Annotated in this window: 21 protein-coding genes and 3 tRNA genes; 7 read left to right on the forward strand and 17 right to left on the reverse strand. The window is 34.8% G+C overall.

Annotated elements, in window-relative coordinates:
- Nucleotides 1-161: 161 nt before the first annotated feature.
- From CJ239_RS09820 to CJ239_RS09890, 16 genes are all read right to left on the reverse strand, one after another.
- Complete coding sequence (locus tag CJ239_RS09820) at nt 162-641, reverse strand: sigma-70 family RNA polymerase sigma factor (protein WP_102211427.1); 480 nt, start codon at nt 639-641, stop codon at nt 162-164.
- A 120-nt stretch (nt 642-761) separates the two neighbouring features.
- Nucleotides 762-2,720: an ATP-dependent zinc metalloprotease FtsH gene (gene ftsH / locus CJ239_RS09825; RefSeq protein WP_102211428.1), complete on the reverse strand. Its 1,959-nt coding sequence runs from the start codon at nt 2,718-2,720 to the stop codon at nt 762-764.
- Between the two features lie 15 nt (nt 2,721-2,735).
- A complete protein-coding gene (hpt, locus tag CJ239_RS09830; protein WP_102211429.1) occupies nt 2,736-3,278 on the reverse strand; it encodes a hypoxanthine phosphoribosyltransferase in 543 nt (180 codons plus the stop codon).
- A gap of 4 nt (nt 3,279-3,282) precedes the next feature.
- The gene (gene tilS / locus CJ239_RS09835) at nt 3,283-4,560 is read right to left on the reverse strand and encodes a tRNA lysidine(34) synthetase TilS (RefSeq protein WP_102211430.1); all 1,278 of its coding nucleotides are present in this window, start codon (nt 4,558-4,560) and stop codon (nt 3,283-3,285) included.
- Nucleotides 4,557-5,825 (reverse strand): serine hydrolase, encoded by a 1,269-nt coding sequence (locus CJ239_RS09840; protein WP_102211431.1) that lies wholly within the window; start codon nt 5,823-5,825, stop codon nt 4,557-4,559. The genes tilS and CJ239_RS09840 overlap by 4 nt, the downstream gene beginning before the upstream one ends.
- Complete coding sequence (locus tag CJ239_RS12290) at nt 5,818-5,940, reverse strand: SP_0009 family protein (protein ID WP_000429334.1); 123 nt, start codon at nt 5,938-5,940, stop codon at nt 5,818-5,820. Before CJ239_RS12290 ends, CJ239_RS09840 begins: the two co-directional genes overlap by 8 nt.
- 4 nt (nt 5,941-5,944) lie before the next feature.
- Complete coding sequence (locus tag CJ239_RS09845) at nt 5,945-6,313, reverse strand: septum formation initiator family protein (RefSeq protein ID WP_102211432.1); 369 nt, start codon at nt 6,311-6,313, stop codon at nt 5,945-5,947.
- Nucleotides 6,306-6,572 (reverse strand): RNA-binding S4 domain-containing protein, encoded by a 267-nt coding sequence (locus CJ239_RS09850; RefSeq protein ID WP_084928693.1) that lies wholly within the window; start codon nt 6,570-6,572, stop codon nt 6,306-6,308. Before CJ239_RS09850 ends, CJ239_RS09845 begins: the two co-directional genes overlap by 8 nt.
- A 57-nt stretch (nt 6,573-6,629) precedes the next feature.
- On the reverse strand, nt 6,630-10,133 hold the full coding sequence (gene mfd, locus CJ239_RS09855) for a transcription-repair coupling factor (protein WP_102211433.1): 3,504 nt from the start codon (nt 10,131-10,133) through the stop codon (nt 6,630-6,632).
- A complete protein-coding gene (gene pth / locus CJ239_RS09860; protein ID WP_042900053.1) occupies nt 10,134-10,703 on the reverse strand; it encodes an aminoacyl-tRNA hydrolase in 570 nt (189 codons plus the stop codon).
- Between the two features lie 71 nt (nt 10,704-10,774).
- Nucleotides 10,775-11,890 (reverse strand): redox-regulated ATPase YchF, encoded by a 1,116-nt coding sequence (gene ychF / locus CJ239_RS09865; RefSeq protein WP_001218700.1) that lies wholly within the window; start codon nt 11,888-11,890, stop codon nt 10,775-10,777.
- Nucleotides 11,891-12,079: 189 nt separating this feature from the next.
- Nucleotides 12,080-12,274: a DUF951 domain-containing protein gene (locus tag CJ239_RS09870; protein ID WP_016397288.1), complete on the reverse strand. Its 195-nt coding sequence runs from the start codon at nt 12,272-12,274 to the stop codon at nt 12,080-12,082.
- 64 nt (nt 12,275-12,338) lie between these two features.
- The gene (gene dnaN, locus CJ239_RS09875; RefSeq protein ID WP_102211434.1) at nt 12,339-13,475 is read right to left on the reverse strand and encodes a DNA polymerase III subunit beta; all 1,137 of its coding nucleotides are present in this window, start codon (nt 13,473-13,475) and stop codon (nt 12,339-12,341) included.
- 158 nt (nt 13,476-13,633) lie between these two features.
- A complete protein-coding gene (gene dnaA, locus CJ239_RS09880) occupies nt 13,634-14,995 on the reverse strand; it encodes a chromosomal replication initiator protein DnaA (protein ID WP_102211435.1) in 1,362 nt (453 codons plus the stop codon).
- Nucleotides 14,996-15,207: 212 nt separating this feature from the next.
- On the reverse strand, nt 15,208-15,966 hold the full coding sequence (locus CJ239_RS09885; protein WP_102211436.1) for a ParB/RepB/Spo0J family partition protein: 759 nt from the start codon (nt 15,964-15,966) through the stop codon (nt 15,208-15,210).
- A gap of 57 nt (nt 15,967-16,023) precedes the next feature.
- On the reverse strand, nt 16,024-17,205 hold the full coding sequence (locus CJ239_RS09890; protein ID WP_102211437.1) for a S1C family serine protease: 1,182 nt from the start codon (nt 17,203-17,205) through the stop codon (nt 16,024-16,026).
- A 184-nt stretch (nt 17,206-17,389) separates the two neighbouring features.
- Here CJ239_RS09890 and rlmH point away from each other — a divergent pair, with 184 nt between their 5' ends.
- The 7 genes from rlmH to CJ239_RS09925 all read left to right on the forward strand — a co-directional run bounded on the left by rlmH (nt 17,390) and on the right by CJ239_RS09925 (nt 20,574).
- A complete protein-coding gene (rlmH, locus tag CJ239_RS09895) occupies nt 17,390-17,869 on the forward strand; it encodes a 23S rRNA (pseudouridine(1915)-N(3))-methyltransferase RlmH (RefSeq protein WP_055387775.1) in 480 nt (159 codons plus the stop codon).
- A gap of 43 nt (nt 17,870-17,912) precedes the next feature.
- Nucleotides 17,913-17,986, forward strand: a tRNA-Arg gene (locus CJ239_RS09900).
- Nucleotides 17,987-18,151: 165 nt separating this feature from the next.
- Complete coding sequence (comC, locus tag CJ239_RS09905; RefSeq protein ID WP_102211438.1) at nt 18,152-18,277, forward strand: competence-stimulating peptide ComC; 126 nt, start codon at nt 18,152-18,154, stop codon at nt 18,275-18,277.
- A gap of 20 nt (nt 18,278-18,297) precedes the next feature.
- Nucleotides 18,298-19,623 (forward strand): competence system sensor histidine kinase ComD, encoded by a 1,326-nt coding sequence (comD, locus tag CJ239_RS09910; protein ID WP_102211439.1) that lies wholly within the window; start codon nt 18,298-18,300, stop codon nt 19,621-19,623.
- Nucleotides 19,620-20,372 (forward strand): competence system response regulator transcription factor ComE, encoded by a 753-nt coding sequence (comE, locus tag CJ239_RS09915; RefSeq protein WP_000866065.1) that lies wholly within the window; start codon nt 19,620-19,622, stop codon nt 20,370-20,372. The genes comD and comE overlap by 4 nt, the downstream gene beginning before the upstream one ends.
- Nucleotides 20,373-20,423: 51 nt before the next feature.
- Nucleotides 20,424-20,495: transfer RNA gene (locus tag CJ239_RS09920), tRNA-Glu, on the forward strand.
- Nucleotides 20,496-20,500: 5 nt separating this feature from the next.
- A tRNA-Asn gene (locus CJ239_RS09925) sits at nt 20,501-20,574 on the forward strand.
- 40 nt (nt 20,575-20,614) lie between these two features.
- Here the strand turns inward: CJ239_RS09925 and CJ239_RS09930 are convergent.
- Nucleotides 20,615-21,157 carry a TetR/AcrR family transcriptional regulator gene (locus CJ239_RS09930; RefSeq protein WP_102211440.1) on the reverse strand — a complete coding sequence of 181 codons (543 nt, stop codon included), beginning with the start codon at nt 21,155-21,157 and terminating at the stop codon, nt 20,615-20,617.
- Nucleotides 21,158-21,248: the final 91 nt, after the last annotated feature.

Below are 21,248 nucleotides of genomic sequence, written 5' to 3' on the forward strand. Positions count from 1 at the left end.
CCGTACGGGATTCGAACCCGTGTTACCGCCGTGAAAAGGCGGTGTCTTAACCCCTTGACCAACGGACCAGAGTTGTTATTTTCAACTCTTACTATTATACAGGCTTTTCAAACTTTGTCAACACCTTTTTCTAATTTTTTTCAATTTTTTTGCATGACTTCCTAATGTGTACGGATGTCAAACTCTTTAAACACAATGCGTAAGTCTCTTAATACTCTTTGACGACCTCGGAATCGTTCATTTCTTAAGACGCGTTCTAACTCTTCTTGTTGCTCTTTACTTTGTTTGCTTCTATAATCTCTTAGGATTTCATGAAAGAGATAATAGTCATCTAGCCAGAGACCTCCCTCACTTATACGATGACTAATCTCACCTACTTCTTCATATGGTTCTTTATCATATCTTCGTTTTTGACTTTCTTGCTTACGGATATAATCTAAAATCCGATTCCGGAACTTAGTTTTGAAATATTTACGTAAACGTGGTATATCTTCTGATAATCTTTCCTCTTTACTAATCAATTCATGTAAGCAAATCATACCCTCTTGGTCCCAATCCGATAACTCCCATAAATGTAAGTAATATTCATTTCTACACTTGTACACAATACCTTGAACTTCTTCATACAATTCTTTAAGCATAATGTTCCCCTTTCTAGATACAGTTTAACAAATAAAGAAGATAATTAGGTTCGTTTCCTCCATTCTGTTCTCTTCACCGCCTCAACTGCACAAAAAAGAGAGGACTTGCCTCTCTTTGGGTTATTTTTCGTCATTCATTTTTGACTTTACTTCATCATAAGATAGTGCATGAGATTCCTCTTCTACTGTTTCAGGCATCTTTCCTGTTTCGTAAAGAGATTTAATTTGTGTACTATCCAATGTTTCGTATTTCAATAATGCTTCTGCAATCAACTTGTGAGTTTCACGATTTGACTGAATAATTTCAGCAGCTTTATTTCGTGCTTCATTCAATAATGAACGAACCTCTTCGTCAATTTCATAAGCTGTTTGTTCTGAAATTGATTTTTGAGGACTTTGCGCACCAAACATAGCATGATTACCCTCATATTGTACCGGACCAAGTTTTTCACTCATACCGTACTCTGTAACCATTGCACGCGCCATTTGTGTTGCTTGTTCAAAGTCATTTGAAGCTCCTGTCGTTTGGACATTAAAGATAATTTCTTCAGCTACACGTCCACCCATCAAGCCAGCCAATTGCTCTTTCATATCTTCTTTAGACAGAAGCATTTGGTCTTCTTTAGGAAGTGCAATCATATAACCACCTGCACGTCCACGTGGTACGATGGTAACTTTATGAACAACGCGGGCATTCGATAAGACTAGGCCAACAATGGTATGTCCTGCCTCATGGTAGGCAACCAATTCACGTTCTTTTTGTGACACTGTCTTATCTTTTTTAGAAGGTCCCGCAATAACTCTATCTTCTGCTTCATCAATATCTGAAGCATCAATTATCGATTTATTACGACGAGCAGCAACCAAGGCTGCTTCATTCAATACATTCTCTAAATCAGCTCCAACAAAACCTGGAGTTTGTTGAGCCACTAATTGCAAATCAACATCTTCTGCTAAAGGCTTGTTCTTAGCATGAACTTTCAAGATTGCTTCACGACCTTTAACATCAGGGCGACCAACCAAGACTTTTCTATCAAAACGTCCTGGGCGCAGAAGGGCAGGGTCAAGTACATCTGAACGGTTTGTCGCAGCGATGACGATAATCCCTTCATTTCCCTCAAAACCATCCATCTCAATCAAGAGTTGGTTCAATGTTTGTTCACGTTCGTCATTTCCTCCGCCAAGACCAACTCCACGCTGACGTCCAACAGCATCAATTTCATCGATAAAGATAATAGCTGGTGCTGCTTTTTTGGCATCTTCAAAAAGAGAACGAACACGACTAGCTCCAACTCCGACAAACATTTCTACAAAGTCAGAACCTGAAATACTAAAGAATGGAACACCTGCTTCTCCGGCTACTGCCTTAGCAAGCAAAGTTTTACCTGTTCCTGGAGGTCCCTCCAAAAGAACACCTGCTGGAATACGGGCTCCAAGTTTTGTAAATCGTTTTGGATCTTTTAAGAATTCAACAACTTCAACTAGTTCTTGTTTTTCTTCCTCAGCTCCAGCAACATCTGAAAATCTTACTTTAATATCTTCTTTATTTGCAGCCTTAGCCTTACTACGTCCAAAACTCATTGGGTTACGGCCATTATTTCCTCCCATATTTCCCATCATAGAGAATAGGAAGAAGAAAAGAATACCGAATGGCACAATGGATACAAGAATATTAATCCACATACCACTTGAACTTTCATGCTTAACAGTTACTTCCGCTTTATGGTCAGAAGCAAGTTTTTGCAATTCGGATACTGTCGTATCTGAAGGAAGAATGATGCTTGAAAATTTCTCTACTGTTGTAGCAGAAGGAGAAAAGAACTGAATGCCTGTTTCTTCTTTACTTGTTTTAGGATTTTTATAAACACCCGAAACCTCGATAACACTGCCATTTGGTTGGTAAGTTAATTCTTTTACATTGTCATCGGTAATTTCTTTTACCAATTCTGTATAATTAATTTGCTCACTTTTCCCTGCAACACTACCTGTACTAAAATACTGATAAGCTGTAACTAGGAAAAAAATAAGTAATAACCATAGAAAAGGATTTTTAATTAAACCATTATTTTGTTTTTTCATTAAAAATTGTTCTTTCTAATTTGAATACACTTCTTCTTTCAATACTCCAACATAAGGAAGGTTACGATAATTTTCTTTGTAATCTAAACCATAACCTACTACAAACTCATTTGGAATAGTAAAGCAGGTATAGTCAGCTTCAATTTCTACAACACGTCCCTCTGGTTTATCCAACAAGGTTGCAATTTTAACAGAAGCAGCTTCTCTTTCAATAAACATATCTCGTAAATTTTTCAAAGTTTGACCTGTATCAATGATATCTTCTACAAATAGAACATGTCTTCCTTTGATATCTTGAGTCACATCTTGTTTAATATTGATCACACCGCTACTTGCTGTTCCACCATGATAGCTAGAAACCATCATGAAGTCCATTTCAATATGTGTGTCGATATGTTTAATCAATTCAGCCATAAAAGGAATAGATCCTTTTAAAATCCCAACTAAGATTGGATTTTTTCCTGCATAGTCTTTAGTGAGTTGAGCACCTAATTTTTTAGCAGCTTCTGTAATTTCATCGTGTGAAACGAGGATTTTTTTAATATCGTTTTCTAACATTTTTTTACCTATCTATTTTTTCTATATAAAGTACAGTGTTCATTATATCATTTTTCGTGTTTTTACTCAAATTACTGGTCGCAATTCCCAAAATTGAAACAATTTCACCAAATTGCTCAATAATCAGAGCAGATTTTCGCTTTTCCATAGGGATTTTCAAATCAATAAATAAACGTCTGAGTTTTTTTCTATGCCCATTTTGAATCAAAAAATCTCCTGTTTTTCGATGACGAATGTGTATGGATGTTTCGCGTGAAACAGGTATTTGTTGAATTGATTCACCTTCTAAAGGAATTCCAAAGGAAAATATGTATCCTTGATAAAATACCTGATTTTGATAGTGTAACACAAGTTCATCTTCCTTTTCATCAGCCTGCGGACTGATTTTACAAATCCGAAACTGTTGATACTCTTTTACTAGTTCATAACCATTTTTAAGCGGATGACGATACTGGCTTTTAGTTTTTAAAATTTGTCTAACTTCTTCAAACTGAGCTTTTGTGAGATTCAAATCTGGAAAACGATTCAGGTAAGTTTGAAGTAAAACTCTTTGTGTCGACTCAGAGTAAGACAATAACTGCTCTAAATTTTCTACATCAATATTCTTTGATAATTCAGCTATAGCTAAGTCATAATCTAAAATTTCATTTCCGATACTTAAGATTGCATCTCTAAATCTAGGATTTTCTTTTTCTAATTCTGGTAAATAAGAATTTCGAATACGATTACGAAAATAATGATTTTCCTTATTTGATGTATCTTCAAAGTGAAAAATTGATGGAAAGTCTTTTTTCTGAAAATACAAGAAGGGACGAATCATTTCTATATCCCCGACTACTTGCTTCTCCCTAATTCCTGATAGATAGCGCAAACGAGTGCCTCGAATCAAACGCATCAAAATCGTTTCCACCTGGTCATCAGAATGGTGGGCAGTGACTAAGGCTGTCGCACCTGTATTTTTCATGACCTCTTGAAAAAAATCATAACGAAAATTTCGTGCACGCGCTTCTGAAAATTCTCCTGAAAAATTGCTGACATAAATAGGAAGTCCAGCTTCAGCAGCCAACTTCCTTAATTCCTTTTCTTCCCAATCTGATTCTACTCTCTGCTTATGATTAACATGAGCTAGAATCAATTCAATTTCTAACTCTTCTTGATAAGTAGACAATACCTTAAATAGAAACATAGAATCTAATCCACCAGAAAGAGCTAGCACCACTTTAGCATGCTTTTTAAAATATCCTCTTTTGAGAAAATGATTTAAAAAATCCTGTTCCCTCATTTTAGAACCTCATAAACATCTTGGGCTATCTGAGAAATAGTATCATAATCAGAATTTTTAGTGAAAATTGAAAGAACAAATGGAGAATCTGCATAGACAACACCCGTATCATGCTCAAATTCGTCCGCATCCCCAATTTTATGAGCTACCTTCACAGAAACACCTTTGGCAATTCGCTGATTATCAAAATCTGTTTTGGTCAAGGACTCCAATACAAATCCATTTTGATTATAAATAGCTTCCATAACTTTCCCAGCCATTTTAGAAGAAATCAATTTTTCTTTTGTATCCCAATCATCTCCCATAATAGCAGACATCTTGGACTTAAATGTTGCATCAGATTGATTTGAAAGGTAATATCCCAATAGATTATGAGCTACGTTATCCGATTCTTTTGATACTTTCGTAATTAAATCCTTTAGAGAATATTCTTTATTATCCTCTTTTTTAGGAAGACTACCACTTCCCTCTGGTTTATAAGAACCTGGAAAATCATTAACTGCTGATACGTATTTTACAGTCGAATCTAACTGATACAGACCCTCATTGATTTTTTCTTGCGTATAATAAAGATAAGGGAGTTTTAAAACGCTAGCTGCATACATCTTTTCATCTTGATTGATACCAGCTTCTTTTCCAGTAGTCAGTTGCTTAACATAAATAGAGAATGAATCCTTCTGATATTTTTCAGATAACATTTCTTGGACTTTACTCATCCGATTATCTTCTTCAGAAGTTGATTCCTTATCTACCCATCCAGCCTGATCAATATGTAGAAATTCTCTTCCTTCTACAAACATGGTCTTATCGATTGATACTTGTGAATAAGCTGATAAGGATGATTTCACTTCTTTTAAATCATAAGGGCTATTGTACAGTTTAAAATCAGATTCTAACCATACTTTTTTTATTGTAGAAGTTACCTCTGACTGATTGTATAAAAAACGTTTGTCTGCAGCTATAAATTGATGGTTGGATAACTTAAATACTGGAATTCCTTGTTTATTTAAGCGCCACTCGGTTATTTGGAAACTTGTTTTGGGAGTCAATTTTCCAGATTCCACTACTAAATCTTCATTCGCATAGACAGGAACTTCTCCAAAAACCATAGGAGAACTTAGCTTTTCTTTAAAATAAATACCAAAGTCAGATTGTGAAAGGTAATAAATTTCTTTCGAAGTATAGACTACTTCTTTTTCTGTGCTAACGACTTTTGAAACTGTCAAAAAACTTGGTAGCAACAAAATAATTAAGAATTTACGCATTCTTCCTTTCCTTTTCTTCTTGTAAACGCAATAATTGATTTTTATCAGCCAACTCTTCCAACTTTTCATCCGATAGACTCAAAAATTGCTCTATTACGTCTAATAAATTTTCCATTTTATCACCTTGGGAGCAAGTCAGGAATCGTATAAACTTCTTCCCTATTCTTAGAATAATAATATTTTGCACGCATGTATTTAGCAGCGTAATCTTCATCTTTCAACTTTGTAGCAAAAGCTGTCTCTTTCTCCTTTTCCTCACTCAAGGTTTGATACTGAGTTTGCAAGTCTAATAACTGTTGACGTCTTTGAAGTAATTGGTGATAGCTTTGAGAAAGATTATAAGTTGGTAAAATGAACAATAAAATCATCAAAATGAGAACCCAACCCATGAAACGATTACGTTTTTGTCGTTCCTTCATCAGATAGCGACGACGTTGGTGTTCATTTTGAATAAAAGAATTATTCAATTGTACAATATTCTTAGACATTTTCTTCTACCCGTGTTTCACTGATAATTTCATACATGCCCACTGCATCTTCTTTTTTTGTACTATCTTTCATCTCCAGTACTTTTACAAGTAGCAACTTATTGCCAAAACGAATTTCAACTTGGTCATTAACTTTCAAATCCGTTGAACTTTTGGCCAAGATCCCATTTACCTTGATTCTACCTTTATCTGCTACTTCCTTTGCGACTGTACGACGCTTGATAATTCGTGATACTTTTAAATATTTGTCTAATCTCATCTTTATTACCTCAACTTATTATTCTACCATTTTTATCTATTTTATAGAAGAAAAATATCAAATGGCATTTTCTTCCTTCGACTCTTTTATCTCTAATAAACTTTCTCCAAAAATTATCAGACCTTCTAAAATTTCATAATCTTTCTTATTTCGGACATCAAATACAAGCTCCATTAATCCTTCATTTTCAGCTATAGCTGCTTTTAAGTTTGTTTCCGATAAAGCTTTAAAATAATCTTGAGCTAAAAACAGTCGTTGAGTGACTTTTTCAAATTGAACTGTAATTTTATTATCTTTTCTTTCCACACGTTGAACAAAGACCTTGTCCAAATATGACTTGACCAAACCAATCTCTAAAAGATAGGCTACTACGTCTGGGTATTCTCCAAAGCGGTCCATCAACTCTTCTTGTAACTCTTCATAATTGACACGGTTGTCAATTTGACGAATTTTTTTATAAATTTCAATCTTATGTCGTTGGTCTGAAATATAAGTATCAGGAAGATAAGCATCAATTTGTAAAATCAACTCAGCATTCCCTTTGGTTCTTGTGTTAGCATTCCCGTTTCGTTTAGCAATTGCTTCCTCTAGTAACTGTGAATATAATTCAAAACCAACAGAATCAATGAAACCAGACTGGGATTTTCCTAAGAGATTTCCTGCTCCACGAATAGAAAGATCTCGCATCGCAATCTTAAATCCTGAGCCCAATTCTGTAAATCCTTTAATTGCTTCTAATCTCTTTTCAGAGACTTCACTAATCGATTTTTCTGGACGATACATGAGATAAGCATAAGCAATCCGATTACTACGACCGACTCTTCCTCTTAATTGATACAAGGTTGACAAGCCCATATGATCTGCATTTTCAATAAATAAGGTATTGGCATTTGGAATGTCCACCCCTGTCTCAATAATGGTAGTTGTTACCAAGATATCGTATTGTCCCTCAATAAAGTCTAATAGAGTATTTTCCAACTGGATTTCACTCATGCGACCATGAACATAACCAATCGCAGCCTCTGGAATCAGCTCCTGTAATTCTGAAACCTTCTGATCAATTGTGTCAACTTTATTGTAAAGATAGTAAACTTGACCTCCACGCTCCATTTCACGCAAGACCGCATCACGAATGACACTATCATTCTTCTCCAATACATAGGTTTGAACAGGATAGCGATTGGTTGGAGGAGTTTCAATAACAGACAAATCTCTGATTCCCAGCATAGACATATGAAGGGTACGAGGGATTGGCGTAGCTGTCAAAGTCAGAACATCCACTTGTTTCTTCAACTCTTTCAAGGTTTCCTTATGCTTGACACCAAATCGTTGTTCCTCATCAATAATCATCAAGCCCAAATCAGAAAACACAACATCTTTTGACAAAACACGATGTGTTCCAATTAAAATATCGACTTGACCGTTTTTCAATTTTTCAAGTGTTTCAGTCTGCTCTTTTTTACTTCTAAAGCGACTCAACACATCAATATTAACAGCAAAATTTTGGAATCGTTCCTTAAAATTCGTGTAGTGCTGTTGCGCTAAAACTGTCGTAGGAACTAGAACGACCACCTGTTTGTGATCATTGACCGCCTTAAAGGCTGCACGCATTGCAACTTCAGTCTTTCCAAAACCAACATCCCCAACTAGAAGTCGATCCATTGGTTGAGAATTCTGCATATCTCTCTTGATTTCCTCGATACTACGAAGTTGATCATCTGTTTCAACATAAGGGAAAGCATCATCAAAAGCATCTTGCTCTTCATCATCAGCTGAAAAAGCATAACCTTTCAACTGACTACGCTCAGAATAGAGTTTGATTAAATCGTCTGCTATATCCTCTACCTGATTCTTAACTTTTTGCTTGGCTTTTTTAAAATGACCGTCATTTAATTTATTGAGTTTTGGAGCTTTCCCGTCACTTGAAACATATTTAGACAGTAGATGAATCTGTTCTACTGGGATAGAAATTTGATCACCATTTTGATATTGAACACTGACATAATCTCGGTGAAGCCCCTTGATTTCAATTGTTTCAATCCCTAGATATTGACCAATTCCATGGATATGGTGAACAACGTAATCGCCTTTTTCAAGTTCATTATAATCTTTTAAGCGCTCCGCATTTGAAACATGTTGTCTTCGAAAACGACGTTTTAATTTCTTTTGAAAAATCTCATGTTCAGTTATAAATAAAATCTTTTCATCTACAAAATGAAAACCATGTCTGAGATTGCCCTCTATTAAGTTTACAGATTCTTTACAGATACTTGACTTATCTCTGGAATCCAATTTAATCTGGTATTCCTCTAAAACATCCTCCAATGTTTTGCTTCCTATTGAATTGCTAGACTGCAAGATAATAGTGTAGTCCATTTTTTTGTATCGCTCAATTTCTTCTTTTAGAAAAGAAAATTGATTGAAAAACTCCTGAATGGGATATTGATTAAATTGATAAATTTGGTCAAACTTGAGATTTCCTAACCCCTTTTGCAGATTAGAAAAAAAGGTCACTGGACTTTGTTTTTTATATATTTTCTCAGTATCCGCAAAATACTGCATATCAGAAAATGCTTTACTATTCTGTAACTCTTCTGTAAAGTATTGCGCTAATTCTCTTTCAAAGACTTCATACTGATTCATCAATTTTTGATAATCATCAAAGAATATTGGTGTGCTTTTTTCAATATAATCAAATACAGTCCATGATTTCTCATGACACAAAGATAAAAATTTCCGAGAATCTGCATGCCTTTGTTTTTGGTGAAAACTTGAAAGAATTTCTTCTAGGTAGGATTTCAGAATAGGTGACATAGTCTTTGAAATTTGTTTTTCTAAAGCTGATTGACCTCGTTGATAATCCTTTTCTCTTAAAAGCATATCGCTAGATGGAAAGATAGTGAGTTCTGTCTGATTTTCTTTCGATAATTGTGTTTCGACTTCAAATGTCCTGATACCATCTACTTCATCACCAAAAAACTCAATTCTGCAAGGTTCTAACTGAGATATTTCAAAAATATCTAAAATATCTCCTCGAATACTAAACTCACCTTGGGTCTGTACTTGAGTAACCTTTCGATAGCCTATTTCCTTTAACTGATAGGTAAGCGCGTGTTGGTCATATTCTTCACCAACTATTATTTTTACAATACTATCTTTAAATGCATTGGGAGACGGTAAAATCAATCGACTTGCTGCAATATTACAAACTAAAATCCCTTTTTTAGATGGATCATTCAAAAAACGCAAGGCTTCAACTCGTGAAATGATTTTTTCTTGTGAAGACATCAAAAACTCGACCATAGGGGAATCATCTACCAAAAATGGATAGACAAGTTCCTCACCTAAGATAGAAATAAGATCACTAATTATCCCTTCTGCTTCTCCATAAGTTGATGTCAATAAAACAATCTTATCTTCTTTCTTCAAACTACTGGCGATTGCTAAAGCTTTTGTAGAAGTTGACAAGCCTAACATTAATTGTCTTCTTTTATCTGTCAGATTTTGATGCCATTTTTTTATTTGATCATTTTCTGAGAATAAATCTAATAAGGTCACCATTTATCCGTTATACCTCTGCATCGTTTTTTCAAAATTTTTCTCTTGTAAATAGTAGTTTACAGAATCGTCAACTTTGTCAATAGACTGTAAAATACCAATATAATCATCCTTGTCAAAGGTACTCAAAACATGGTTAACAACTGACATACCATTTTTAGGTCTTCCGATTCCAATCTTAACACGATTGAAAACCTGAGTCCCTATATGTTGAATAATAGACTTGATACCATTATGACCACCTGCTGAGCCCTTTGCTCTTAAACGAATCTTTCCAACTTCCATATCAAGATCATCGTAAATGATGAGTAAATCTTCAATATTCAAACCATAGTAAGTCAATAAAGCATGAACCGCTTTTCCACTTTCATTCATAAAGGTCGTTGGTTTGACAAGATAAATTTTTTCACCATTGAAGAAAAAGGATGCTAGATCAGCTTGAAATATCTTATCGTGTGTAAAAGTGACATTCTGTTTCTTCGCTAGTTGGTCAATCAACATAAAACCAACATTGTGTTTGGTTTCAAAATATTTATCTCCTGGATTTCCCAATCCTACAAGTAATTTGGTCATTTATTTTTCCTTTCAAAAGCCAAAAGGGTTGGAATTTTTTTCCAACCTAATTGACACCATTTATTAATTTTTTAGACATTAAAGCGGAATTCCATGATATCGCCATCTTGAACGATATATTCTTTTCCTTCTTCACGCAAGCGTCCAGCTTCTTTTACGGCCTTTTCAGATCCGTATTTCACTAGATCCTCATATGACATGGTTACTGCACGAATAAATCCTTTTTCAAAGTCTGAGTGGATAATACCAGCTGCTTGAGGAGCTTTCATACCACGTTTAAAGGTCCAAGCACGAACTTCTTTTTCACCAGCTGTGAAGTAAGTTCCAAGTCCAAGTAAGTGATAAGCTGCACGAGTTAATTTGTCAACGCCTGACTCTGTCAATCCAAGTGCTTCAAGAAATTCTTGCTTGTCTTCATCGTCTAACTCAGAAATTTCTTCCTCAGCACGCGCAGAAATAACGACTACTTCAGCATTTTCTGTCGCTGCAAATTCTCGAATTTGTTTGACATAGTCGATAGAATCTGGATCTGAAACTACATCCTCATCTACATTGGCAACATAAAGAACTGGTTTAGTTGTCAAAAGGAAGAGACCTTTGACAACTTTTTGTTCTTCATCTGTAAATTCGATGGTGCGAGCTGATTTCCCATCTTCAAGAACAGGTTTAATCTTTTGAAGAACATTAAACTCTGCTACTGATTCTTTATCTTTTTGCGTACGTGCCATCTTTTCTACACGCGCATAGCGTTTATTCACTGATTCTAAGTCAGCAAGAATCAATTCCAGATTAATTGTATCAATATCTGCAAGTGGATCCACAAAGGCATCTTCACGTCCTTGCTCACGCATCACATTTTCATCATCAAAAGCACGAACTACGTGAACAATCGCATCTACTTCACGAATATTGGCCAAGAACTTATTCCCTAGCCCTTCTCCTTTTGAAGCTCCTTTTACAATCCCTGCAATATCTGTAAATTCAAATGTTGTTGGCACTGTCTTTTTAGGTGTAATCATTTCCGTTAGTTTTTGTAGGCGTTCATCTGGAACTTCCACCATTCCAACGTTTGGATCAATAGTCGCAAATGGGTAGTTTGCCGCCTCTGCTCCTGCTTTTGTAATTGCATTAAATAGTGTTGATTTACCAACGTTTGGCAAACCAACGATACCTGCTGTTAAAGCCATATTTTCTCATTCTCCGTTTTCATTTCAATCCCTAATATTATAACACAAAAAGGGAAAACTTGCTAACCCTCTAACTAAGGGTTCTCATACTCTTCGAAAATCTCTTCAAACCACGTCAACGTCGCCTTGCCGTACTCAAGTACAGCCTGCAGCTAGTTTCCTAGTTTGCTCTTTAATTTTCATTGAGTATCAGTCAATAATTTTATTCATTTTTCGATCAAAATCATATCGCCCCATCATGACAACATGCTCACAATTACTGCATTTTATTTTGATATCTGCCCCGACACGTGTAATTTCCCAACGATTAGCCTTTTTACCAGTCGACTTGATTGTGCAAGCATGTGGTTTTTTCATTTCAACAAAATTTCCAACTTGATACATACTACTCTCCTTTTCTTTTTCGATTATATCATAAAAGAGGCGAGCTAGGCTCAACCTCTTTCACTTAATTTGTACGAACTGGGGTGATAAGTTGCATGAAGTCCTCATCAGTATCTGCTGGCACAAGAGTAAATGGACGAACAGCTGAGATAAAACTAATGGTCACCTTTTCGCTATTTAAAGCCTTAAGAGAATCAATCAAGTAAGTTGGGTTGAAACTAATAGTCAAATCTTCACCAGTCACCTTATCAATATCGATTTCTTCGTTTACTTTACCAACTTCTGGAGAGTGAACATGAGCACTAACAACCCCACCTTTAATTTCAAGTTTCACAGTACCATTTTGAGTCGCACTTGATAAAAGACGAGCACGTTCCATTGACTGACGTAAGTTTACAACATCAAAAGTAATTGTTGTGTTAAAGTCTATTGGAATCAAGCGATCTGTATCAGGATAGTTACCTTCTAACAAACGAGTATAGAAGCTAATATTTTCACTTCTAAAGAGGATTTGATTGTTAGCAAAGAAAATCTCTACAGTTTCAATATCATCTGTAAATACCGCTGAAAATTCGCGTAGAGAACGACTAGGAATCACTACATCAAAATCATCACTATTTTTCTCAAGCGTTAATTTCTTCTGGCTTAGACGATGAGAGTCTGTTGCAACTGTTTTTAACTCCTTGTGTTGACTTAATACGAAGTGGACACCTGTCAAAATTGGACGACTCTCTTGTGTACTTGCCGCAAAAGCTGTTTCATTGATAATTTTCTTGAGTAATTTTGTTTCAAGAACCAAAGGAGTACTAGCTGAAATTTCTTGGATTCGTGGATATTGCTCGCTATCTTTTCCTTTTAGGGTAATTTCTGATTTGCCACTTGTTAAAACAATTTGATTTTGTTCAATTTCTTTAAAATCAAGAGTCACATCTGGAAGACTAGATACAACATTGATAAAGAAAGAAGCTTCAAGAAGGATCGAACCTAAAGAAGTAATTAACAAACCAGCATCTTCATTTTTTTGAGAAATAAAATTTTCAATTGAAATCTGACCATTTGAACCAATTAAAGTAACACCTTCATTGGTTACGTCAATTTTGACAGTTGATAAAATAGGAATAGCATTTTTAGAACTAATAGCTCTCTTAGTAGTATTTAAGGCTTGTAGAAATAAATTTTTATTAATTGAAAAATGAATCATGGATTCTCCTTTATTTATTTTTAGTATTAGAAGGATAATAGTAATAATAGAGTCTGTGAAATCTGTGGAAAACAGACTTAAAGTAAGTCATATCAAGATTTTTGGCTTGTTTAAAAAATGTGGATAAAAAAGATAAAAATGCGAAAGTTATCCACAAGTTATTTTATTTTATTTTTGATTGATTCAATTTCTAAACGTAAATTATCGTCTTCATCAATCAAAGATTTAATTTTTGCATGGGCGTGAATGACTGTTGTATGATCTTTTCCTCCAAATTCCTTCCCAATTTTTGGAAGACTATTATCTGTTAGTTCTCTAGATAAATACATGGCTACTTGACGGGCTAAAACAATATTTTGAAGACGTCTGCTTCCCTTCATTTCTTTGACACTGATACCATAAAAGTTACCAACTTCATTTTGAATTTTGTCAATTGGGATGACGAGCATTTGGCTAACATCCTGTTTGCGAGCTCTAATGGCTTCTGCAGCAATATCAATAGTGATATCCTTGATTTTTTTTACTCTGGCAATTAAGGTGATGTCGTTGATGGCTCCCTCAAGATCTCGAACATTTGAATCAAATTGCCCAGCTAGGTATTCTAGAGTATCACCTTGGAAATTGTAGTCCAAATGTTCCGTTTTGCTTTGTAAAATGGCAATACGTGTCTCAAAGTCAGGTGGTGTGATGTTTTGCGTCAAGCCCCAGCTAAAGCGCGTGACAAGTCTCTCCTCAAGCCCTTCTAGATGTTTTGGACTACGATCACTCGTTAGGACAATCTGTTTTTGCTTGTCATGAAGGGCGTTAAAGGTATTGAAAAATTCTTCTTGAGTTGCGACTTTTTTTCCGCTAAGTGACTGGATATCATCTATTAACAAAAGATCAAGACTGCGGTAGGTCTTTTTAAACTTTTCCATTTCCCCCAGTCTTAGGTGGTCAAGAAAGTCATTAATAAAGCTTTCAGCAGGTATGTATTTGACACGCGCATTCGGAATATTTTTTAGAATTTCATTTCCAATAGCGTTTAATAAGTGAGTCTTACCAAGCCCAGGTCCTCCATAGATAAAAAGAGGATTATAGGTCAGAGCTAAATCTTCAGAGACAGCTAAAGCAGCTGATACAGCCCAAACATTTCCATCCCCTTGGATAAAATTATCAAAGGTATACTTTTCTTTTAATCCAGTATCCGAATAAGGAATAGATGCTAACTTTGGACTATAGTCATAAAGAGTTGAATTTGTAGCTTCTTCAACTTGTGAGATAGTCGTGTCTTGAGGTTTAGTGAAAATATAATGGGGAGTTATTTCAGCATCATAAATTTCAAAACCAGCTACTACAATAATATCTTTTAGTTGTTTTTCCCAAACCATTTCCATTTCAGATCGAGGTAAAAATATAGTAGCAACATTTTCTTCTACCTTGATGAGTTCAGCTTGAATAGCATAGAAATCATACATGGATCGAGTCAGTCTTTCTTGAGCAAATTCTAATATACGATTCCAAAATTGTTTTTCTTTCAATCCTTTCTCCTCCTTTACTATTTAAAAGTTTAATGCTAGATTTATTTTACCACAGATAGCAAGAATTTTCCACAAGCTGTGGGAAATAATCCACAATGTTATCAAGTTTTATCCACAGGTTGGGGATAAAATCAGAAACTATTGATTTATTAAGCTTTTTATTGAAAAAAATAGTGGATAACCTTGTGAGATAAAAAAATAAAAGAACAGCCTTATTTCAGGCTGTTGATAATTCTACTGTATTCTTCTTGGTTTGAGAAAGCAATAATGATTTTTCCACTATCTTTTTTAGACAGTTTGATTTCTACATCTAATCCGAGTAGTTTTTTTAACTGCTCTTCTTCATTCTGTATGAAATGATCATTTTTTTGCAGTTTCTTTTGTTTTTTCTCTGTCAGAAGAGCTTCTAACTTCCTTACAGAAATATCTTCCTCCATAATTCGTTGAAAGAAATAGTCTTGTTGTTCCTTATTCAACCCAACTAGAGAACGTGCATGGGCTTGTGATAGTTTGCCATTTTCTACTTCTGAGAGGATTTGTTCTGGCAAGGAAAGCAAACGAATGGAGTTGCTGATATAAGGACGAGACTTGCCCATTTTATCTGCAATTTCAGCATGGGTAAATCCTTTCTCTACAAGAGATTCATAGGCGCGTGCTTCTTCTATTGGATTCAAATTTTCTCTCTGTAAATTTTCAATGATGGACTGGACCATCATCTCTTGGTCTGAAAGTTGTTTAACAACAGCTGGGATAGACCTTAGACCAGCTAAAAGTGAAGCACGATAGCGTCTCTCTCCTGCAAGGATTTCATAACCAATCACAGGAGATTGACGAACAATAATCGGTTGAATGACCCCATTTTCTTTGATAGACTGTGCTAGTTCATGTAGTTTTTCTCTATCAAATTCTTTTCGAGGTTGATAGGGATTTTTTTGTATATCTGTGATAGAAATTATTTCAAATTTTTCCATGATTCTACACTAACACATCTTTTCTCTTATGTAAAGTTTTCTTTACATAGATGTCAATTAAGATTCTAAATCACCTGAACTCTTGTCAAGTTTAATAGATGTAGTTTCTTCTTTACTGTTACGATAGTAGGTTATCTTAATGGTGTCTCCGATAGAATGATTGTAAAGAGCACTTTGTAAGTCTGTTGATGAAGCAATCTCTTTGTCATCTACTTTTGTAATAACATCGTATTTTTCAAGGTGACCATTGGCAGGCATATTACTTTGTACAGAACGAACAACTACACCAGATGTTACACTGCTTGGAATATTGAGTCTTCTAATATCACTTGTATTAATATTGGAGAGATTGACCATTTGGATTCCCAAAGCTGGACGCGTCACTTTTCCGTTCTTTTCTAACTGTTCAATAATATTGATAGCATCATTTGCAGGAATTGCGAAACCAAGGCCTTCTACAGATGTTCCTCCATTTGTTGCAATTTTACTTGAGGTAATTCCGATAACCTGTCCTTGGATATTGATCAGTGGGCCACCAGAGTTACCTGGGTTAATAGCAGTATCAGTTTGGATGGCTTTTGTAGAAATGGCTTGTCCATCTTCAGATTTTAAGGACACATTTCGATTGAGACTAGATACAATACCTTGAGTGACAGTATTAGCATATTCAGAACCTAGCGGGCTACCAATAGCAATAGCAGTTTCTCCTACGGTTAACTTACTAGAATCACCAAACTCAGCTACTGTTGTCACTTTTTCTGAAGAGATTTTGACGACAGCAATATCAGAGAAAGTATCCGCTCCGACGATTTCTCCAGGCACTTTAGTCCCATCTGACAAGCGAATATCTACTTTACTGGCGCCATTTATAACGTGATTGTTGGTGACAATGTAAGCTTCTTTGTCATTTTTTTTATAAATGACCCCAGATCCTTCACTAGAAATTTGCTGAGAATCTGTATTAGTATCATCATTACCAAATACGCTATTTTGTCTATTTGCTGAATAAGTAATAACAGAAACAACGGCATCTTTTACTTTATTAACAGCCTGCGTTGTTGAATTTTCGTTTTTATAGGCAGTCTGTGTGATAGTGCTATTGTTGTTGGAGTTACTTACACCACTTTTTTGAGTTAGTTGGGTTATTGAAAAACTACCCAAAGCCCCACTAAAAAAGCTAATGACGATAACGATTAATAATTGAAACCATTTTTTATAAAATGTCTTTAAATGTTTCATATTTGCCTCCATATGTTTGAAATTACTGAAAGTATAAACTGACTAACTTAATTATAACTTAAACACAAAAGTTTTTCACAAAGTGTGGATAACTTTTAAAAATCTGTGGTTTTCTAGGTGAAAATTAACCTTTTATTTTGTGAATAAGATGTGAAAAAAATAAAGAATATGTTAGAATAGAGTTATGAAAATTAAAGTTGTAACAGTTGGGAAACTGAAAGAAAAGTATTTAAAAGATGGTATCTCAGAGTATTCAAAACGAATTTCTCGATTTGCTAAGCTTGAAATGATTGAGCTGGCAGATGAAAAAACACCAGATAGGGCCAGTGAGTTAGAAAATCAAAAGATTTTAGAAATAGAAGGTCAGAGAATTTTATCAAAAGTTGGTGACCGTGATTTTGTTATTGTGTTAGCCATTGAGGGGAAAACACTTTCTTCAGAAGAATTTAGTAAGCAGTTAGAAGAAGCTTCTATAAAAGGATTTTCTACTCTTACATTTATTATTGGAGGGAGTCTGGGATTAGCACAGGATGTAAAAAAGAGAGCCAATCTTTCTGTTAGTTTTGGTCGCTTAACCTTGCCCCATCAGTTAATGAGACTAGTCCTTGTTGAACAAATCTATCGCGCTTTTACGATTCAGCAGGGATCCCCCTATCATAAATAGAAAATTGACTTTTAATTGAATTTTTGGTAGAATAGTTGTGTTAGGTCTCATAGCTCAGCTGGATAGAGCATTCGCCTTCTAAGCGAACGGTCGCAGGTTCGAATCCTGCTGGGATCAATATAGTAGCAAAGCTGGGAATTTTCCCGGCTTTTTTCTTAAAAAAGTACACTTGGGGAGAAAAAAATGACAGTTGAGAGAATTTTATCTAAAATGAAATTCCATTTTGTATAATAGTTTTTGTAAGTTAGCTTACAAGAAAAAAACATTTAAGGAGATTTTATTATGAAAAACACAGTTAAATTGGAACAGTTTGTAGCCTTGAAGGAAAAAGACTTGCAGGAAATTAAAGGTGGGGAAAGTAGGGTTTCAGACATCCTCCTTAATTTTCTTTTCCGACGAAAAAAATAATGAAATAAGGAGAAAGAGTAATGGATTTACTTGTATTTGGGATAGTTCTTGTTCATTTTTTAATTATTAGTAACAGTTACCATTTAATTTGTAAAGGTCAAATAAAAGCAAAGGAACTATACGTTTTTGGTGCTTATACATTACTAACAGCAATAATACTTGATTTTCCCTTCTATCTTCTAAATTTAGATGGGTTAGGGATTGCAACATTTTTATTTCCTTTGGGCTTATATTCCTATTTTAGATGGATTAAACAATATGAGAGGGCTAGAGGATTATTCCTAAGTTTACTACTATCTCTTTTATATGAGAGCACTCATACCTTTCTGTCCGTAACTTTCTCCTCTATAACAGGAGACAATTTTGTTTCACAATATCACGCCCCATTCTTTTTCGTTGTAACGGTGTTGACCTATTTTGTTGTCTTAAAAATCATTCATTATTTCCATTTGGAACTAGCCTATTTTGACAAGGACTACCTTTATCCTTTCTTGAAAAAAGTATTTTTTGCTTTACTACTGCTCCATATTGTATCTTTCGTTTCAGATATGGTAAGTACGATTAAACATTTGAATAGTTTTGGAAGTATTTTGTCATCTATTGTCTTTATCTCTTTACTTTTGACCTTCTTTGCAATGAATTCTCATAAAGTGCAAATGGAGAAAGAGATTGCGTTGAAGCAGAAGAAATTTGAACAGAAACATTTACAGAATTATACAGATGAAATTGTTGGACTGTATAATGAAATCCGTGGTTTTCGACATGACTATGCTGGGATGCTTGTCAGTATGCAGATGGCAATTGACAGTGGTAATTTACAGGAAATTGACAGAGTTTACAATGAAGTTTTGGTCAAAGCAAATCACAAATTGCGTTCAGATAAGTACACTTACTTTGATTTGAACAACATAGAAGATTCAGCTTTACGAAGTTTGGTTGCTCAGTCAATTGTCTATGCTCGAAATAATGGTGTAGAGTTTACACTGGAAGTAAAAGATACGATTACCAAACTCCCAATTGAACTATTGGATTTGGTTCGTATCATGAGCGTTTTATTGAATAATGCTGTCGAAGGATCGGCTGATAGTTATAAAAAGCAGATGGAGGTAGCAGTTATTAAGATGGAAACTGAAACAGTTATTGTGATTCAGAATTCATGTAAAATGACGATGACTCCTTCAGGAGATCTATTTGCTTTAGGATTCTCCACTAAGGGAAGAAATCGCGGGGTAGGATTAAATAATGTGAAAGAACTACTAGATAAGTACAACAATATTATTTTAGAAACAGAGATGGAAGGCAGTACATTTAGACAAATCATTAGATTTAAGAGGGAATTTGAATGAAAGTTTTAATTTTAGAAGATGTTATTGAACATCAAGTGAGACTAGAGAGAATATTGGATGAAATTTCGAAAGAATCGAATATTCCTATTTCTTACAAGACAACAGGAAAAGTTCGTGAATTTGAAGAATACATTGAAAACGATGAAGTAAATCAGCTTTATTTCCTAGATATCGATATTCATGGAATTGAGAAAAAGGGATTTGAAGTGGCTCAGCTCATTCGTCATTACAATCCTTACGCTATTATCGTCTTTATCACTAGTAGATCAGAGTTTGCGACTTTGACCTATAAATATCAGGTATCAGCCCTAGATTTTGTTGATAAGGATATCAATGATGAGATGTTTAAGAAGAGAATTGAGCAAAATATCTTCTACACGAAGAGTATGTTACTTGAAAATGAAGATGTGGTAGATTATTTTGATTACAATTATAAGGGAAATGATTTAAAAATTCCTTACCATGATATTTTGTATATTGAGACGACAGGTGTTTCTCATAAATTGCGTATTATTGGTAAGAATTTTGCCAAAGAATTTTACGGTACCATGACAGATATTCAGGAAAAGGATAAACATACCCAACGATTTTATTCTCCTCATAAGTCATTTTTGGTAAATATAGGCAATATTAGAGAAATTGACCGAAAGAATCTAGAAATTGTTTTTTATGAAGACCATCGTTGTCCTATTTCAAGGTTAAAAATTAGAAAATTGAAAGATATTTTGGAGAAAAAATCTCAAAAGTGATTGACAATTAGTAAGAAATTGATATAATGGTTATATCTGCTACAGATAGAAGGTCCGTTGGTCAAGGGGTTAAGACACCGCCTTTTCACGGCGGTAACACGGGTTCGAATCCCGTACGGACTATTTTATCCGCCATAGCTCAGTTGGTAGTAGCGCATGACTGTTAATCATGATGTCGTAGGTTCGAGTCCTACTGGCGGAGTATAGATAAAAGGGAACACAACTGTGTTCCTCTTTTTATATCAATTTGCATCACCAAGCATCTTCATAAGGAAGTCTGTTATTTCTTGAGGACTTTCTTTTTTTCCATGTGCAATCCAAGTTTGGCAGACACCAAAAAGTGCGTGAGTTAGATAGATGCTGCTGTATTCTAATTCAGTTGTATTGAGATTTAGTTGCATAAATTGCTTTTGTAAATCTGTACTGAGCATGATATGAAGTTTATTTCGTAAGAAATTTTGGATTTCTTTAGTCCCATTTTCAGAAAGAAGGGCAGCCAGAAGTGGTTCTGATTCTAGATATTCAAATACTTCTAAAATAGCATCTCTTTTGTGATGAGCATGTTTTTGAAAAATATATTCAAATGTATGGAATAGCTTGCTTTGATAGTGCTCAATCATATCATACTTATCCTTATAGTGAGTATAGAAGCTGGAACGACTAATTCCGGCTTTTTCTGATAGCTTGACAGTAGAAATTTGATCAAATGGCTGTTCCATCAGTAGTTGTACCATAGCATTTTCAATAGTTCGCTTTGTTTTTAAGCGTTTGTTACTTTCTTGCATATTTCCTCCTTGTAAACAAATTAGACTATCTGTCTAAAAATGGATTTTTTATCTTGTAATTTAGATTTTTTAATGTATAATCTATTATATC

The sequence above is a fragment of the Streptococcus sp. UMB0029 genome (assembly GCF_002871495.1).
In the GTDB taxonomy this organism is placed as follows: domain Bacteria; phylum Bacillota; class Bacilli; order Lactobacillales; family Streptococcaceae; genus Streptococcus.

Excerpts from the sequence above, each read along its gene's own strand:
- CJ239_RS12290 (WP_000429334.1), bottom strand. The coding sequence starts at position 5,940 with ATGGAAAATTTATTAGACGTAATAGAGCAATTTTTGAGTCTATCGGAT.
- ftsH (WP_102211428.1), bottom strand. The coding sequence starts at position 2,720 with ATGAAAAAACAAAATAATGGTTTAATTAAAAATCCTTTTCTATGGTTA.
- comD (WP_102211439.1), top strand. The coding sequence starts at position 18,298 with ATGGATTTACTTGTATTTGGGATAGTTCTTGTTCATTTTTTAATTATT.
- CJ239_RS09890 (WP_102211437.1), bottom strand. The coding sequence starts at position 17,205 with ATGAAACATTTAAAGACATTTTATAAAAAATGGTTTCAATTATTAATC.
- CJ239_RS09820 (WP_102211427.1), bottom strand. The coding sequence starts at position 641 with ATGCTTAAAGAATTGTATGAAGAAGTTCAAGGTATTGTGTACAAGTGT.
- CJ239_RS09840 (WP_102211431.1), bottom strand. The coding sequence starts at position 5,825 with ATGCGTAAATTCTTAATTATTTTGTTGCTACCAAGTTTTTTGACAGTT.
- rlmH (WP_055387775.1), top strand. The coding sequence starts at position 17,390 with ATGAAAATTAAAGTTGTAACAGTTGGGAAACTGAAAGAAAAGTATTTA.
- ychF (WP_001218700.1), bottom strand. The coding sequence starts at position 11,890 with ATGGCTTTAACAGCAGGTATCGTTGGTTTGCCAAACGTTGGTAAATCA.
- CJ239_RS09845 (WP_102211432.1), bottom strand. The coding sequence starts at position 6,313 with ATGTCTAAGAATATTGTACAATTGAATAATTCTTTTATTCAAAATGAA.
- tilS (WP_102211430.1), bottom strand. The coding sequence starts at position 4,560 with ATGAGGGAACAGGATTTTTTAAATCATTTTCTCAAAAGAGGATATTTT.
- pth (WP_042900053.1), bottom strand. The coding sequence starts at position 10,703 with ATGACCAAATTACTTGTAGGATTGGGAAATCCAGGAGATAAATATTTT.
- hpt (WP_102211429.1), bottom strand. The coding sequence starts at position 3,278 with ATGTTAGAAAACGATATTAAAAAAATCCTCGTTTCACACGATGAAATT.
- mfd (WP_102211433.1), bottom strand. The coding sequence starts at position 10,133 with ATGGTGACCTTATTAGATTTATTCTCAGAAAATGATCAAATAAAAAAA.
- comC (WP_102211438.1), top strand. The coding sequence starts at position 18,152 with ATGAAAAACACAGTTAAATTGGAACAGTTTGTAGCCTTGAAGGAAAAA.
- CJ239_RS09870 (WP_016397288.1), bottom strand. The coding sequence starts at position 12,274 with ATGTATCAAGTTGGAAATTTTGTTGAAATGAAAAAACCACATGCTTGC.
- CJ239_RS09850 (WP_084928693.1), bottom strand. The coding sequence starts at position 6,572 with ATGAGATTAGACAAATATTTAAAAGTATCACGAATTATCAAGCGTCGT.
- dnaN (WP_102211434.1), bottom strand. The coding sequence starts at position 13,475 with ATGATTCATTTTTCAATTAATAAAAATTTATTTCTACAAGCCTTAAAT.
- CJ239_RS09885 (WP_102211436.1), bottom strand. The coding sequence starts at position 15,966 with ATGGAAAAATTTGAAATAATTTCTATCACAGATATACAAAAAAATCCC.
- comE (WP_000866065.1), top strand. The coding sequence starts at position 19,620 with ATGAAAGTTTTAATTTTAGAAGATGTTATTGAACATCAAGTGAGACTA.
- CJ239_RS09930 (WP_102211440.1), bottom strand. The coding sequence starts at position 21,157 with ATGCAAGAAAGTAACAAACGCTTAAAAACAAAGCGAACTATTGAAAAT.